This window comes from Vibrio sp. 5S239 (assembly GCF_041439575.1).
Lineage (GTDB): Bacteria > Pseudomonadota > Gammaproteobacteria > Enterobacterales > Vibrionaceae > Vibrio > Vibrio kanaloae.
Genome location: NZ_JBGOOM010000006.1, coordinates 12,883 through 28,582 on the forward strand (window position 1 = coordinate 12,883; position 15,700 = coordinate 28,582).

10 protein-coding genes are annotated in these 15,700 nt (G+C 45.4%); 7 read left to right on the forward strand and 3 right to left on the reverse strand.

What is annotated here, in order from left to right; translation table 11 throughout:
* Positions 1-303: 303 nt before the first annotated feature.
* The 5 genes from ACED48_RS06655 (at position 304) to ACED48_RS06675 (ending at position 6,914) form a co-directional block, all read left to right on the forward strand.
* On the forward strand, positions 304-2,031 hold the full coding sequence (locus ACED48_RS06655; protein ID WP_017055553.1) for an ABC transporter ATP-binding protein: 1,728 nt from the start codon (positions 304-306) through the stop codon (positions 2,029-2,031).
* A 93-nt stretch (positions 2,032-2,124) separates the two neighbouring features.
* A complete protein-coding gene (locus ACED48_RS06660) occupies positions 2,125-3,678 on the forward strand; it encodes an ABC transporter substrate-binding protein (RefSeq protein ID WP_017055554.1) in 1,554 nt (517 codons plus the stop codon).
* A 179-nt stretch (positions 3,679-3,857) separates the two neighbouring features.
* Positions 3,858-4,835 (forward strand): ABC transporter permease, encoded by a 978-nt coding sequence (locus ACED48_RS06665; protein ID WP_017055555.1) that lies wholly within the window; start codon positions 3,858-3,860, stop codon positions 4,833-4,835.
* Positions 4,836-4,837: 2 nt separating this feature from the next.
* Positions 4,838-5,776, forward strand: coding sequence for an ABC transporter permease (locus ACED48_RS06670; protein ID WP_017055556.1), 939 nt, complete (start codon positions 4,838-4,840; stop codon positions 5,774-5,776).
* Positions 5,777-5,963: 187 nt separating this feature from the next.
* Positions 5,964-6,914, forward strand: coding sequence for an SPOR domain-containing protein (locus ACED48_RS06675; RefSeq protein ID WP_017055557.1), 951 nt, complete (start codon positions 5,964-5,966; stop codon positions 6,912-6,914).
* A 101-nt stretch (positions 6,915-7,015) separates the two neighbouring features.
* Here ACED48_RS06675 and gorA read toward each other — a convergent pair whose 3' ends face one another.
* Both gorA and ACED48_RS06685 read right to left on the reverse strand, forming a co-directional pair.
* Positions 7,016-8,371 carry a glutathione-disulfide reductase gene (gorA, locus tag ACED48_RS06680; RefSeq protein ID WP_017055558.1) on the reverse strand — a complete coding sequence of 452 codons (1,356 nt, stop codon included), beginning with the start codon at positions 8,369-8,371 and terminating at the stop codon, positions 7,016-7,018.
* Between the two features lie 188 nt (positions 8,372-8,559).
* A complete protein-coding gene (locus ACED48_RS06685) occupies positions 8,560-9,399 on the reverse strand; it encodes a 23S rRNA (adenine(2030)-N(6))-methyltransferase RlmJ (RefSeq protein WP_010433428.1) in 840 nt (279 codons plus the stop codon).
* A 279-nt stretch (positions 9,400-9,678) separates the two neighbouring features.
* On the opposite strand from ACED48_RS06685, the gene prlC reads away from it, so the two are divergent.
* Positions 9,679-11,721, forward strand: coding sequence for an oligopeptidase A (gene prlC, locus ACED48_RS06690; protein WP_017055559.1), 2,043 nt, complete (start codon positions 9,679-9,681; stop codon positions 11,719-11,721).
* A 132-nt stretch (positions 11,722-11,853) separates the two neighbouring features.
* Here prlC and asnC read toward each other — a convergent pair whose 3' ends face one another.
* Positions 11,854-12,318: a transcriptional regulator AsnC gene (asnC, locus tag ACED48_RS06695; RefSeq protein WP_017055560.1), complete on the reverse strand. Its 465-nt coding sequence runs from the start codon at positions 12,316-12,318 to the stop codon at positions 11,854-11,856.
* A gap of 125 nt (positions 12,319-12,443) precedes the next feature.
* On the opposite strand from asnC, the gene ACED48_RS06700 reads away from it, so the two are divergent.
* On the forward strand, positions 12,444-15,554 hold the full coding sequence (locus ACED48_RS06700) for an EAL domain-containing protein (RefSeq protein WP_017055561.1): 3,111 nt from the start codon (positions 12,444-12,446) through the stop codon (positions 15,552-15,554).
* Positions 15,555-15,700: the final 146 nt, after the last annotated feature.

Below are 15,700 nucleotides of genomic sequence, written 5' to 3' on the forward strand. Positions count from 1 at the left end.
AGTGAGATCTGCTTTTAGCCATAAGTTTAGCTCTACAAGTAAGTAGTTGTATGGGGTTTGTGAGAATTTATCGCCGATAATATAATGTTGATTTTTATTACTATATGCTCCTTATGTGAATATTTATGTGCTACTTTTGCCTATTAAGCGTTTGATGTCGACTTTTTATCCTATTTTTGTTGCTTTTCTGTGAATTATTTGCCAAATTGTCAACCGTATAAAATATCAGAACAATATTCTGGTAAGAATGGATTCAATTTTGCAGACAGGGCAGAAAGCTGCCAAAGCAGTAGAGGTCTGGTAATGTCACTTTTAGAAGTAAAAAATCTTCGTATCGAATACCCATCTCGTCATGGAGTTCACGCCGCGGTTAAATCACTCTCGTTCAGTATTGAACGTGGTGAGATTGTTGGTGTTGTAGGCGAGTCTGGTGCAGGTAAATCAACAGTAGGTAATGCTGTGATCGATTTGCTGAGCCCTCCCGGCCGTATTGCTAGCGGCGAGGTATTTCTGGATGGCGAAAAAGTCTCAGGTCTATCTCCTGAACAGATGCGTTCTGTTCGCGGCTCAAAGATTGGTTTTATCTTCCAAGATCCAATGACGTCTCTAAACCCTCTATTCACCGTAGAGCAGCAGTTAAAAGAGACGATTCATGCCAACATGAAGGTTTCAGATCAAGAAGCCTACCAGCGCTCATTAGACTTGATGAACCAAGTGGGTATCCCGCAACCAGAAAATCGTTTAAAGCAATACCCACACCAATTCTCTGGTGGTATGCGTCAGCGTGTGGTTATCGCGATCGCCTTGGCAGGTGAACCTGACCTTATCATTGCCGATGAACCAACAACGGCACTGGATGTGTCAATCCAAGACCAAATCTTGGGCTTGATTCGCGAGCTATGTATTAAGAAAAACGTGGGTTGCATGTTAGTCACGCACGACATGGGCGTAGTATCTAACGTTACTGATCGCGTAGCCGTCATGTATCGTGGTGATTTAGTTGAGTTTGGCCCAACAGCGAAAGTTCTGGGTACTCCTGAGCACCCCTACACACACAGTCTTATTTCAGCGGTTCCGCGTTCAGATCGTAAACTCGATCGTTTCCCTACCGTGAGCTACATCGAAGAAGCGCAAGAGATGGCACCACTTGATGTGAAAAACCACTGGTTAGGTCAAAGCCAAGATCATCGTGATTACACTGGTCCACTGCTGAACGTTGAAAACGTAAACTTGCGCTTCACCACTAAAGATTCCTTCTTTGAGAGCCGTCGTGAGTACGTTCAAGCGTCAAATAACGTCAGCTTTGAAGTACATGAAGGCGAAACGTTTGGTCTAGTCGGTGAATCAGGTTCAGGTAAATCAACGATTGCTCGTGTTATTGCTGGTTTGTACGCACCAAACTCAGGCAAAGTGACTTTTGAAGGGATTGATCTGACAGGGCTTAAGTCTGAGAAAGAGCGTCGTCCAATGCGTCGCCAAATGCAGATGGTTTTCCAAAACCCATACACATCAATGAACCCTCGAATGAAAATATTCGACATCATTGCGGAACCTATCCGATTCCATAAGCTGACTCGTAACGAGAATGAAACTCGTCAGATCGTGAACGACCTGCTTGATCACGTTGGTTTAGGCAAGATGTCAGGGGTGAAGTACCCGCACGAATTCTCAGGTGGCCAACGTCAGCGTATCTCTATTGCTCGCGCTCTGGCAACTCGTCCTCGTCTATTAATTTGTGATGAACCTACCTCTGCGCTGGATGTGTCAGTACAGGCTCAGATCCTTAATCTATTGAAAGACCTGCAAGACGAGCTCAACCTAACCATGCTGTTCATCAGTCACGATTTACCAGTTATTCGCCAAATGTGTGATCGTGTTGGCGTGATGCAAATGGGGGAATTACTGGAAGTAGCGCCAACAGAGCAGCTGTTCCAATCGCCTCAACATGAATACAGCAAACACCTAATTTCTTTAATGCCTGAATTTACGGGTTTAAGAGAAGAAAAAGCAGTGGCACAAGCCGCAACATAAAATCAGCAGGCTGGAGTTTAGCTTGCTAACAAAAATAAACAGACGCACATACAACAACTAGGGATCTGGATTCCCGCATGAAGGAGTTATGCAATGAAAACCATGAAAAGCAAATTAGCAGTAGCTTTGATGGCAGCTGGCCTAAGCTTTAGTGTAGCAGCCGCAGATATTACTGTTGGCTACGCAGCTGACCCAGTATCACTTGACCCGCACGAGCAGTTGTCTGGTGGTACACTGCAAATGTCTCACATGGTGTTTGACCCTCTAGTACGTTTCACACAAGAGATGGGTTTTGAAGGCCGCCTAGCATCGAGCTGGGAGCGTATTGATGAAACGACTTTCCGCTTCAACCTACGTAAAGGTGTGAAATTCCACTCTGGTAACGAACTGACTGCTGATGATGTTGTGTGGACTTTTGATCGTCTACAAGCTTCTCCAGACTTTAAGTCTATCTTCACGCCATACGAAAAAATGGTAAAAGTGGATGACTACACAGTTGAGCTAGTATCAAAAGCGGCTTACCCACTAGTACTACAAACAGCAACTTACATCTTCCCAATGGACAGCAAGTTCTACTCTGGTCAAACTGCGGAAGGGAAAGACAAGTCTGAACTAGTTAAGCACGGTAACTCGTACGCTTCGACTAACGTTTCAGGTACAGGCCCATTCATCGTAACGCAGCGTGAGCAAGGCGTAAAAGTAACGTTTGAGCGTTTCAACGATTACTGGGACACAGAGTCTGACGGCAACGTAGACAAGCTAACACTTGTGCCAATCAAAGAAGACGCAACGCGTGTAGCCGCGCTTCTTTCTGGTGACGTTGATATGATTCACCCAGTCGCACCAAACGATCATAAGCGTGTTAAGAATGCTAAGAACATCGATTTAGTAACGCTGCCTGGTACTCGTATCATTACGCTTCAAATGAACCAAAACAGCAACGAAGCGTTGAAAGACGTACGTGTTCGTCAAGCAATCGTTCATGCGATTAACAATGAAGGTATTGTTAAGAAAATCATGAAAGGTTTCGCGACAGCGGCTGGTCAGCAAAGCCCAACAGGTTACGCGGGTCACAACGAAGAGCTAGTGCCTCGTTACGACCTGAAAAAAGCGAAAGAGCTGATGAAAGAAGCGGGCTACGAAGATGGCTTTACACTAACTATGGCAGCACCAAACAACCGTTACGTGAACGATGCGAAAGTAGCGCAAGCGTCTGCAGCAATGCTGTCTAAGATTGGTATCAAAGTTGATCTTAAAACGATGCCTAAAGCACAGTACTGGCCTGAGTTTGACCTATGTTCAGCAGACATGATGATGATCGGCTGGCACTCAGATACCGAAGATTCAGCGAACTTCAACGAATTCCTAACAATGACTCGTAACGAAGAGACTGGTCGTGGTCAATACAACTGTTCTGGCTACTCAAACCCTGAAATGGATGCAATTGTAGAAGCTTCTAACACTGAAACAGACCCGGTTAAGCGCTCTAAGATGTTGAAAGGCGTTGAAGCGACTCTTTACAACGATGCGGTATTCGTACCTCTACACTGGCAGAGTGAAGCGTGGGGCGCGAAGTCTAACGTAGGTGCAGCTGACATAGTAAACCCAATGGTTATGCCTTACTTTGGCGACCTAGTTGTAAAATAATCTAGCTTGCTAGAATCGAGAGCCTGAAGCTTTTCAGGCTCTCAAATTATTAAGAAATAGATTTAAGTTTTGATATTTGGTTTTCCTTCAGTCTGGCTAAATACTTTTTTAAGACTGAATTTTTTGTTGTCTAGTCGCGGAGTTCGATTAGATAGTCATGGATAGATAAGGGGCAAGGAATGGTTACGTTTCTGGTCAAGCGCCTGTTTCAGGCACTGATAGTGATGTTTGTGATCAGTTTGGTGGCGTTTGCCATTCAGGATAACCTGGGCGACCCGTTGCGTGAGTTAGTCGGTCAATCTGTTTCAGAATCGGAGCGTCAAGCGCTGCGTGATGAACTCGGCTTAAATGATCCCTTCGTTACAAAATACACTCGCTTTATAGGCGCTGCTCTACAAGGCGATCTTGGTACTTCATATTTCTTTAAACGTCCTGCAGTGGATGTGATTTTAGATAAACTGGTCGCGACACTGGAACTGGTGTTGGGCGCTTCTCTGATCATTGTTTGTCTGTCGATCCCACTTGGTGTTTATTCTGCAATACATCCAAAAAGTTTCTTCACCAAGCTCGTGATGGCGGGCAGTAGTATCGGCATCTCTGTGCCGGTTTTCTTAACCGCAATCATGCTGATGTATGTGTTCTCTATCGAACTCGGTTGGCTACCGTCATTCGGGCGGGGTGATACCGCAAACTGGTTTGGGTGGGAATCTGGCTTCTTAACGCTAGATGGCCTTGCGCACTTAGTGCTGCCGAGTATTGCTCTGGCATCTATCATGCTGCCGCTGTTCATTCGTCTAGTACGTTCTGAAATGCTCGAGGTTCTGAGCTCTGAATACATCAAGTTTGGTAAAGCAAAAGGCCTAGCGCTGAACAAGATTTACTACCAACACGCTTTGAAAAACACAATGCTGCCAGTACTCACGGTAGGTGGTGTTCAAATCGGTACGATGGTGGCTTACACCATTCTAACTGAAACTGTATTCCAATGGCCGGGTACCGGCTTCCTATTCCTTGAAGCGATTAACCGAGTGGATACTCCACTGATTACCGCATACGTTATCTTCGTTGGTCTGATCTTCGTAGTAACGAACACCATTGTTGACCTGCTTTACGGCATCATTAACCCAACAGTGAATATTACAGGGAAAGGAGCATAATCATGGAACACACAACAACAGCTCCATCTCGTTGGGAGCGATTCAAGCAGTCAGACATTCTGTACTACTTCTTGCGCGACAAAGTGGCAATGTTCAGCTTTGCGGTCTTTGCAGCTTTCCTAGTGATGGCTCTAGCGGCGCCGATTTTAGCGCCAATGGATCCATATGACGTGACCTCAATCGACATCATGGATTCTGAGTTACCACCATCTTGGATGGAAGACGGCGAAGAGCGTTTCTTATTGGGCACCGATGAGCAAGGTCGTGACATTCTGTCGACCATGCTTTACGGCTCGCGTCTTTCATTGACGATTGGTTTCTTAGCGGTTGGCCTTCAGCTAACACTCGGTATCATCATTGGTCTTTCTGCGGGTTACTTCGGTGGTCGTATCGATAGCTTCCTGATGCGTTTTGCTGATGTTCAGCTTTCGTTCTCAACCATGATGGTCGCGATCATTGTCTCGGCTATCTTTAAGGCAAGTTTCGGTAGTGACTTCTATGCACAATATGCGGTTGTAATGCTAGTGGTGATCATTGGTATTGCTGAATGGCCTCAGTATGCACGAACCATTCGAGCATCAGTCTTGGCAGAGAAGAAGAAAGAGTACGTAGAGGCGGCGCGTGTGATGGGCTTCAGAGCACCTCGCATCATGTTCCGTCATATTCTACCGAACTGTTTATCACCGATCTTGGTTATCTCTACGGTACAGGTGGCAAATGCCATCATGTCAGAAGCGGCACTTTCTTTCCTAGGCTTAGGCCTTCCGGTAGACCAACCGTCACTGGGTGCTCTGATCAGTACTGGTTTTAACTATATCTTCTCAGGAGCATGGTGGATCACAGCATTCCCAGGTGTGCTTTTGGTAACATTAGTTCTAGTAATTAACTTATTGGGTGACTGGTTACGTGATGTGTTTAACCCTAAAATTTATAAAGGGTGATAGCACAGATTGATTTTTGACAAAAAAAGTCACTAAACTAAGAGCCGTAAGCAATTACGGCTCTTTTTTTGCTTAATGACTCTGGAACTATAGATTATTGGTATGGTCAATAATACTTAAAATGGAATTCATGTTTTATCGATATAGAGTCGGTAACAATTAGCCCGAAAGGGTTTAAGTGGTGGTTATGAAGTTGACAATGAATGCTGTACGCTGTGTTGTGAGTGAAAATTATCGTATGGGGCTTATCGCGGTATCCCTTTTAGTATCGAGCCAGGTTAATGCGGAATCGGTCCTATGTGATGCGACTCAAGCCAGTACTAATCAATTACCACAGTTAGAACAATCATGTCCTATCGGTAAGGGTGTATGGGGAAAAAAAGCCCCTAAACGTCATTCAGAAAACGAGTTGTTTTGGGTTCAATGTGGCTTGTTAAATGAGCCTTTATCATTAGGCCGAGCGAAACCTCTTTATGAAAAAATTTCGACTAACGTTTGGATGAAGCCAGAAAGTGGCGACTATCGTTGCTTAATTGGCCCATACTCTACCTTCTCTGATGCGAGAAAAGACCTAGCTCAGGTGCGTAAGGTCCCTGGTTACGGTGAAGCTTTTATTCGCATGGTCGATAAGTCGAAAACCTCATCACAACCTATCGTTGCGAAAGCGGCACAATCAAAAGCGGTTAAGCCTGCAACTCCGGCAAAGCCAAAACCAGTACCGAAACCTGTGGTTGCAACTCAAGCGGCAACGAGTGTCGCTGCAATTCAAGCTTTTCCAAGCAGTGGCACAAGCCCTGACAATGACCTTGATATCGAAATCCGAGTGACAGCAAACGTTGCGGGTAGTAAATATGCCATTCCTTATTTAGTTGATCATAAGCAACAGTTTTACATGGAACAAGGTAAACCTTGGAGCCGTTTAGATTTTGGAAGTGCTGAGCTAGTGTGTAAGCAAATTGGCATGAAATTGATGAGTGATCAGCAATGGCAGAGCATTCTTGGTTCATCGGTTATGGAAAACCAGAATTGGCCAATGCATCTACCTTATTGGGGCGCAGATAAGAAAGGTCTGTTTACTAACGGGAACGTGAATCAGCTAAAAGGTTCTTCACTGCTTAACGTGATGTGCGTTAAGTAATTTTTTGTTCTTAATAGATAAAAGAAACACTCAGGTTCTGAGTGGACATAAAAAAGCAGGCTCAAGGCCTGCTTCTAAAAGTTATCAACGGAAGGCGTTGATTATCTCATGGTAACAAACTCTTCAGAGCCCGTTGGGTGAATCGCTACAACAGAGTCGAAGTCTGCTTTGGTTGCGCCCATCTTCATTGCAACGCCGAAGCCTTGAATCATTTCGTCAACCGTGAAACCGATGCCGTGTAGGCCAACGACTGTCTCTTCTTCACCAGCACATACTAGCTTCATCTTACAAGGTTGACGGTGCTTGGTTACTGCTGTGTACATAGCAGTGAAGCCAGACGTGTATACCTTGATGTTGTCTTTGCCGTATTGCTCTTCAGCCTCTTGAGTCGTTAGACCAATTGTGCCGATAGGTGGGTGGCTGAATACAACAGTAGGAACGAGCTTGTAGTCCATTTTCGCGTTGGTTTGACCGTTGAATAGACGCTCAGAAAGCTGACGACCTGCTTTAACAGCAACAGGAGTTAGCTCGATACCGCCTTCCATGATGTCGCCAACACAGTAGATGCCAGGAACATTCGTTGCTTGGAACTCGTCTACTTTGATGTAGCCACGGTCGTTAGTTTCAACGCCAGTTGACGCTAGGTTGATAGCGTCAGTCGCTGGGTGACGGCCGATAGCCCAGATTAGGTGGTCAACGTTTTGAGTGTTGCCGTTCTCTAGGTGTAGAGTCAGCGTGCCGTCTGCTTCTTTCACAACTTCTTTAGGTACTGAGTGTGTGTGAAGTGTTGGGCCTTCCGCTTCCATTACTTCAACCAATGTTTCGATGATCATTGGGTCGAAGCTACGTAGTGGAGACTCTTTACGGCAGAACAGGTGTGTTTCTGTGCCAAGTGCACTTAGTACGCCTGCGATTTCTACTGCGATGTAACCTGCACCGATAACAGCAACACGTTTTGGTTGCTCCATTAGATCGAAGAAACCGTTTGAGTCGATGCCGTATTCTGCGCCTGGGATGTTTGGAATCGTTGGACGACCACCTACTGCGATCAGGATGTGATCTGCAGTGTAGTGTTCGCCGTTTACTTCAACAGTCTTCTCGTCAACGAACTTAGCGAAGCCCTTGATTACGTTTATTTTGTTGTTACCCAAAACGCGATCGTAAGATTGGTGGATACGACCAATGTACGCTTGGCGGTTTTCAACCAACTTACTCCAGTTGAAGCCTTTTACCTCAACGTCGAAGCCGTAATCTTCCGAATATAGGTTGATCGCTTCAGCAACCTGAGCACCGTGCCACATTACTTTTTTAGGAACACAACCAACGTTTACACATGTACCACCAAGGTCTTGTGCCTCGATAAGTGCAACTTTTGCACCGTGCATAGCTGCGCGGTTAGCTGATGCGATGCCGCCTGAACCGCCGCCGATACAGATGTAATCAAAATGAGTTGCCATTACTTTCTCCATTTATTGAAGGCTGTAGTTACAGTGAGCGCACTGGATACCTACGTCCTATAGATTCTTAAATTGTCTAATTATTATATTGAGGGCAGATCGGTTGAACTCAATCACCCTGTTTGAAATTTATTCGTGTACGTCACAATCTGCTGAATATTCGTTAGATTATGACGTTAAGTTCGAGATTACTCGGGTACGATCCACTCTACTTTGAAGTGACCGGTCGCCGGCGCAATTGCTTCCTTCAAGAATGGAAGAATCTCGTTCATTTGGCTTTCTAGCTTCCAAGGCGGGTTGATAACAATCATGCCTGATGCTGTCATGCCACGCTCGTTGGTATCTGGTGATACGCCCAGTTCGATTTGTAGAATCTTGTTGATGCCTAATCCTTCCAGTCCTTCGATCATATCTTCTATATCACAGCGGTTTACTACCGGGTACCAAATTGCGTAGATACCGGTTGCCCAGCGCTTATGACTTTGAGCAATCGCAGTCACCACATCGCGATACTCTTTTGCCAGCTCGTAAGGTGGGTCGATAAGTACCAAACCACGACGTTCTTTAGGTGGCAGGCTGCCTTTTAGGCGTTGGAAGCCATCTTCTTTGTAGATAGATACCTGACGATCGCGGTGGAACTCTTGCTCAAGCAGAGGGTGATCGGCTGGGTGAAGCTCAGTCAGTACCATGCGGTCTTGGTCGCGCAGGTGCGCGCGGGCAACACGTGGAGAGCCCGGGTAGAAACGCAGTTTTTCGCCATTGTTGAGTGCTGAGATAGACTCAAGGTAGCTTTGAATATCTTCAGGAAGTTCTGTTTGTTCCCAGACGCGTGCAATACCTTGCTTGTATTCACCGGTTTTTTCAGACCATTCATGCGTTAAGTCGTAACGACCTACACCAGAGTGAGTGTCATGATAAACAAAAGGCTTATCTTTCTGTTTCAAAGAATTAAGAATAAGGCTCTGTACGATATGCTTTACTACGTCGGCATGGTTGCCCGCGTGGAAGCTGTGGCGATAACTTAACAAATTAAACTCTCGTAACACTCTCGATTTAGAGTGTGGTTAGTGTAGGTGGGGTGAATCTGACTATTATAACCCTCAATGGACTATAAATTCTCGAACAATTCGGGAACAGTCGTTCGCAATATGCAGTTAGTTATTGGTTCTACTATTGAAATTTGCCTTGTTGGGCACTATTTAATAACTATTCGCAGGTGATTTTTTTAGGCGAACTTTAGCCTGATGACTGTAAGACGACCTCATTACAAAAAAGACGAAAGTCTCTAAAGCCAAAGGAATGTTTATATGTCTAATCCGCTATTAACCTTCACGGACTTACCTCCGTTTTCACAAATCAAGCCTGAGCACGTTAAGCCAGCAGTTGAGCAAGTGATTGAAGCGTGTCGCAACAAGATAGAACAAGTACTTGAAGGTAATACTTCACCAAGCTGGGACAACCTCGTTGCTCCGATTGAAGAAGTGGACGATCGTTTAAGCCGCATTTGGTCACCTGTAAGCCATATGAATTCTGTCGTGAACAGTGATGAGCTACGTGACGCGTATGAGAGCTGTTTGCCTGCTCTATCTGAATACGGTACTTGGGTGGGTCAACACAAAGGTTTGTTTGAAGCGTACAAAGCGATCAAGGCGAGTGAAGCATTCTCGGCACTGAATCGAGCTCAGCAAAAAACCATTACTGACGCACTGCGCGACTTCGAACTGTCGGGCATTGGCTTACCTGCAGACGAACAGCATCGTTACGGCGAGATCAGCAAGCGCATGTCTGAGCTAGGTTCTCAATTCTCGAATAATGTACTTGATGCAACCATGGGTTGGAGCAAGCAGATCACAGACGTGGCTGAACTGGCGGGCATGCCTGAATCTGCGTTAGCTGCAGCGAAAGCAGCGGCGGAGTCTAAAGAGCAAGAAGGTTACCTACTGACTCTAGATATCCCATCATACCTACCTGTGATGACTTACTGTGATAACCAAGAACTGCGTAAAGAGCTTTATGAAGCGTACGTAACGCGTGCTTCTGATCGTGGTCCAAATGCAGGTAAGTGGGACAACACAGAGATCATCACCGAGCAACTTAAACTGCGTCACGAAGTTGCACGCATGCTTGGCTTCAACACCTACAGCGAAAAATCACTGTCGACCAAAATGGCTGAAACGCCGGATCAAGTGCTCGGTTTCCTCAATGACCTAGCCGTAAAAGCGAAACCACAAGGTGAGCGCGAAGTCGAAGAGCTACGTCAGTTTGCTGAGAAAGAGTTTGGTGTGTCTGAGCTAAACCTATGGGACATTGCTTACTACAGCGAAAAACAGAAGCAGAATCTATTTGAGATCTCTGATGAAGAGCTTCGCCCTTACTTCCCTGAATCCAATGTTGTATCAGGCCTGTTTGAGGTACTAAACCGTGTGTTTGGTATGTCGGTAACAGAGCGTGAAGGTGTCGACACATGGCATGACTCAGTGCGCTTCTTTGATATCTTTGACGCGACTGGCGCACTGCGCGGTAGCTTCTATCTAGACCTATACGCACGTGAGCACAAACGTGGTGGTGCTTGGATGGATGACTGTCGTGGTCGTCGTATTACCGAATCTGGCGAGCTACAAACGCCAGTTGCTTACCTAACGTGTAACTTCAACAAGCCAGTTGGTGATAAGCCAGCACTGTTTACTCACGATGAAGTAGTGACCTTATTCCACGAATTCGGTCACGGTATCCACCACATGCTGACGCAAGTAGAAGCGGGTGCAGTTTCGGGTATCAATGGTGTGCCTTGGGATGCCGTTGAGCTGCCAAGTCAATTCCTAGAGAACTGGTGTTGGGAAGAAGAGGCGCTGTCGTTTATCTCTGGTCATTTCGAAACGGGTGAAGCCTTACCAAAAGAGATGCTCGAGAAGATGCTAGCGGCGAAGAACTTCCAATCTGCAATGTTTATCCTGCGTCAGCTAGAGTTTGGTTTGTTCGATTTCACGCTACACACAGAATACGATCCAGAAGTGGGGGCTCGCGTATTAGAGACGCTAGCCGATGTGAAATCTAAGGTATCGGTACTACCAAGCCTTGATTGGAACCGTTTCTCGCATAGCTTTGGCCACATCTTTGCTGGTGGCTACAGTGCAGGTTACTACAGCTATCTATGGGCAGAAGTGCTTTCAGCCGATGCGTTCTCTGCATTTGAAGAAGAAGGCATCTTCAATACAGAAACCGGTAATCGCTTTCTGAGTAACATCCTTGAAATGGGTGGCAGTGAAGAGCCAATGGAGCTATTCAAACGCTTCCGAGGTCGTGAGCCAAACATTGATGCAATGTTGCGTCATGCGGGAATCAACGCGTAATTGCTATCATTTCCGTAACGGTGGTAGTTGCTTAGTTCTATTGCGAGTTAATTAGCTTTCATTACGAGTTAATAGCGAAAAGAGCCTCTACGTTAGAGGCTCTTTTTTTGTCTACATTAAGCTGAATCAATGCTATGGATTCACATTGCGATTGATAGGGTTCTGCAATGAAATTAGGGTCTCGGTCGACTGAACTTCATCGATCGCTTGCAGCTTATCGATCAATACAAACTGCAGTTCTTCGATCGATTTACACATCAATTTGACAAAAATATTATAGGCGCCTGTGGTGTAGTACGCCTCTACCACTTCCTCTAAAGCATTGAGCTTGTCGATGGCTGAATGGTAATCGCGAGCGGCATTGAGATTGATGCCAATAAAGCAGCATACGTCGTAACCTAATTTTTTGGTGTTTACCACAACCTCGGTACGCTCAATAATGTCAGCCGCTCTCATCTTTTCGATACGAACATGAATCGTGGCTGGGCTGACATCAAACTGCTTTGCCATTTCAGCATAAGGCGTTCGCGCATCTTCCATTAAAGTTTTGAGAATGGCACGGTCTAGGTCATCTAGACGAGCGGTTGTTGTGGACATGCGTAATCCTTAGATTGAATGAAAACATACCGGCTAGAGTACACATCATAGCCAAGGGTGATAATATTAGCAGTAACTATAGTGTTAGGGTGAATACAGTGCGATTTTCGTTGTTATTAGTTTTGATGTGTTGGAGTGTTTTTACTTCAGCACAGACAAAAGATGTATTGGTCATTCACTCTTATCATCAAGGTTTTGTCTGGACAGATGATTTCCATGAAGGGTTGGCTGAAGAACTCGACCGTGACGGCCTGTCTTATCGTGTCGTTTATCTCGATAGCAAGCGTACTCAAAACACGGAATACTTAGAGCGAATTTATCAGCTATACCGTACCAAGCTGTCGCATGAAGAGTTTACCGCTGTGGTGGTCAGTGATAACAACGCCCTTAACCTGATGAAGCGCTTAGCGCCTGAGCTCAATGGCACGCCTGTTATTTTTGGTGGCATCAACAATTTCTCTCCACAAATGATAGAAGGTTTGAATGCGACGGGTATCACCGAAGATATTGATATAGCAAGCAATGTAGAGCTGATCAAGCGACTTCAATCGACAGTGGAAAAAATATATGTGGTCACTGATCATTCGGTAACGGGTGAAGCTATTCGCGCTCAAGTGGATCTATTCCTAGAAAAGCGTCCTGAGTTTTCTAGGTTGGTAGAGCAATATAAGCCCGACTCTTATCAAGAACTGATGACGTTCGCTCAACGCGCTGATATTACAAAAAGCCTGCTGTTTTGGGCTTACTACCGAGATATCAACGGCCGAGTCAGCAGTAATGAGGACTGGCGCCAGCTTAACAAAAAAGCTCAGATACCATTGTATATCGTGCATGATTTGGGGCTTGGGTATGGTGCTATTGGCGGTGTCATTCACCGTGGTAAGACACAAGGGCGAGGTACAGGGCAAGTGTTGCTGAATGTGCTCGATAACCCGGATGAACCTTTGCCGAAAGTGGTTGCTGGCGCCCCAGAAATCAAACTTGATTACCAACAAATCTCACGCTGGGACTTGGGTGCTGAGAATGAAGCCTCGGTGGCTTTCTTCAATAAGCCCAAATCATTCCTGACTCGCTACCGCGATGAAATTCAGACCATAGGTTTGCTGTTTCTAACGATGTCGAGCGTCATCGCGATCTTGGTTTATTACCTTAATCGTCTCAAGAAAAGTGAGAGAACGAGCCGTCAGAGCCAACGGCTACTTGAGTCGATATTCGACCAGAGTTTACAGTTTATGGGGATTATCGATGAGGCTGGTGTGCTGTTGTCTAGTAATAGTAAATTGCATGAACTTCTTTACAACCAAGGCTATAAATTGGGGACGCCTCTTCAAAACCATCAACACTGGGAAGATTCTGCAAAGCAGCGGCTAAAGGAATATTTTATCTCTAAAGACGAACATCAGGCTTTGCGATTTGAAGCCGAAGTGTGGTGTCGTGATCGCGGCGCAATGGTATTGGACATCTCATTAAAGCCAATGCCGATAAGCGAAGGGGATGATATTCAGTTCTTATTTGAAGCTCGTGACGTTACGTCGGGTAAGCTTGTTGAGAATAAACTGTTCCAGCGTGAAGCAAACCTAAAGCTGTATTATGACAAACAACCGGTAATGATGATTACGCTAGATGGTCACAACCGCATCCAACAAGTGAATCAGTTTGCTGAAAAGTTGTTGGGTTATTCATTGAAACAGTTATTGGGCCATCGCCCTCGAGAGTTCTACGTTGATGAGAATGCGATGACTCCACGTAATATTTTATTGCAACCGCAGCATAAAATCCGCGGTGTGTGGCGCCGTGATATTGAATATCGTCATGCTGATGGCAGTAGAATCTGGATTAGAGAAAATATTCGCCCGTTGGTTGAGTCTGATCAGCTGTTGATTGTGGGTGAAGACATTACTGAAACACACGAGCTGTCAGAAAAGTTAGAGTATCAAGCACAGTACGACTTGTTGACTGACACTTTTAACCGCAACCACTTTGAGCAAGAGCTGAAAAAGGCGCTTAAAGAGGTCGAAAGCCACATGCGAACTCATGCGATGTTGTTCCTAGATTTAGACCAACTGAAGGTGTTGAATGATACCGCAGGGCATGAAGCGGGCGATGCTGCGATCTTGTTTAGTGCAAAACTGTTAGAAGATGTGCTGCCCTATAATGCGTTATTGGCGCGCATGGGTGGTGACGAATTTGCCGTGTTAATCAAAGACTGCACCGAGCGAGATGCGCTCAATGTGTGTCGTAGCATTATCTCTATGATGAGTGAGAATTCATTTGTATGGAGGGATATTCGTCTCAACCTCACTTGCTCTATCGGCCTTCGATTGATTGACCATACTGCCTCCTCACCGCAGATGGTGCATGCTCAGGCTGATGCTGCTTGTCATGTGGCCAAAGAGGAGGGACGTAACCGCTACCACCTTTATCATCAAGATGATGAAGACCTTCGTCGCCGTCATTTGGAGATGGAGAGCGTGAACTTGGTGCATGAAGCATTGGCCAATGATCGCTTAGAGCTATTTGCACAGCGTATTCTAGGCTTAGATATAGATTGCGAGAAAATGCATTTCGAGATCTTGGTTCGGATTAAGAATGTTGATGGGGAGTACATCTCTCCGGGTATCTTCATGCCCGCTTCAGAGCGATACAACATTGCACACCTGATTGACCGAAAAGTGGTAAGCCTGACATTGAGTTGGTTGGAGCAACGGCCCCAGGTTATTGATGAGCTTGGAATGTGCTCAATCAATTTGTCTGGTCATTCGATGGGTAATCGAGAGTTTGTCGAGTTCTTGATTGATAACCTCAAAAACTCGTCAATACCGAGCCATAAAATTTGTTTAGAGATCACTGAAACGGCCGCAATGAGTAACATGAAACAGGCGATCAAGTTCTTTACGAGAATTAAAGAGCTGGGCTGTATGATTGCACTGGATGATTTCGGTTCAGGGTTATCGTCGTTTGGGTATCTGAAGAAGCTACCGGTCGATATTGTGAAAATCGATGGTTTGTTTGTACGTGATATTGATGTCAACGAGATGGACCACGTGATGGTTCGTTCTATCAACGACCTAGCTAAGCAGATGGGCAAATATACGGTGGCTGAATTCGTTGAAAACACTCAGGTGATCGACAAACTGCTCGAGCTTGGTGTTAACTATGCGCAGGGCTACATCATAGGTAAGCCTAAGCCACTTGAAGAATTAGTCGAAGAGTTACAGCAAGAGCGCTTTCTATAACATTTGGACTTAGTGAGTGAGTATAGCTTTGTGATGAACGCTAAGCATCATGAGTGTTTTTCCTTACTCATCGTTTTTACGTATTCATCCTTTTTACACCGTTAATATGTATTGTTGAGTCAATCAGGTAAACTGGTTGCCTCTTT

Excerpts from the sequence above, each read along its gene's own strand:
- ACED48_RS06660 (WP_017055554.1), top strand. The coding sequence starts at position 2,125 with ATGAAAACCATGAAAAGCAAATTAGCAGTAGCTTTGATGGCAGCTGGC.
- asnC (WP_017055560.1), bottom strand. The coding sequence starts at position 12,318 with ATGTCCACAACAACCGCTCGTCTAGATGACCTAGACCGTGCCATTCTC.
- ACED48_RS06675 (WP_017055557.1), top strand. The coding sequence starts at position 5,964 with ATGAAGTTGACAATGAATGCTGTACGCTGTGTTGTGAGTGAAAATTAT.
- ACED48_RS06670 (WP_017055556.1), top strand. The coding sequence starts at position 4,838 with ATGGAACACACAACAACAGCTCCATCTCGTTGGGAGCGATTCAAGCAG.
- ACED48_RS06655 (WP_017055553.1), top strand. The coding sequence starts at position 304 with ATGTCACTTTTAGAAGTAAAAAATCTTCGTATCGAATACCCATCTCGT.
- gorA (WP_017055558.1), bottom strand. The coding sequence starts at position 8,371 with ATGGCAACTCATTTTGATTACATCTGTATCGGCGGCGGTTCAGGCGGC.
- ACED48_RS06700 (WP_017055561.1), top strand. The coding sequence starts at position 12,444 with ATGTGTTGGAGTGTTTTTACTTCAGCACAGACAAAAGATGTATTGGTC.
- prlC (WP_017055559.1), top strand. The coding sequence starts at position 9,679 with ATGTCTAATCCGCTATTAACCTTCACGGACTTACCTCCGTTTTCACAA.
- ACED48_RS06665 (WP_017055555.1), top strand. The coding sequence starts at position 3,858 with ATGGTTACGTTTCTGGTCAAGCGCCTGTTTCAGGCACTGATAGTGATG.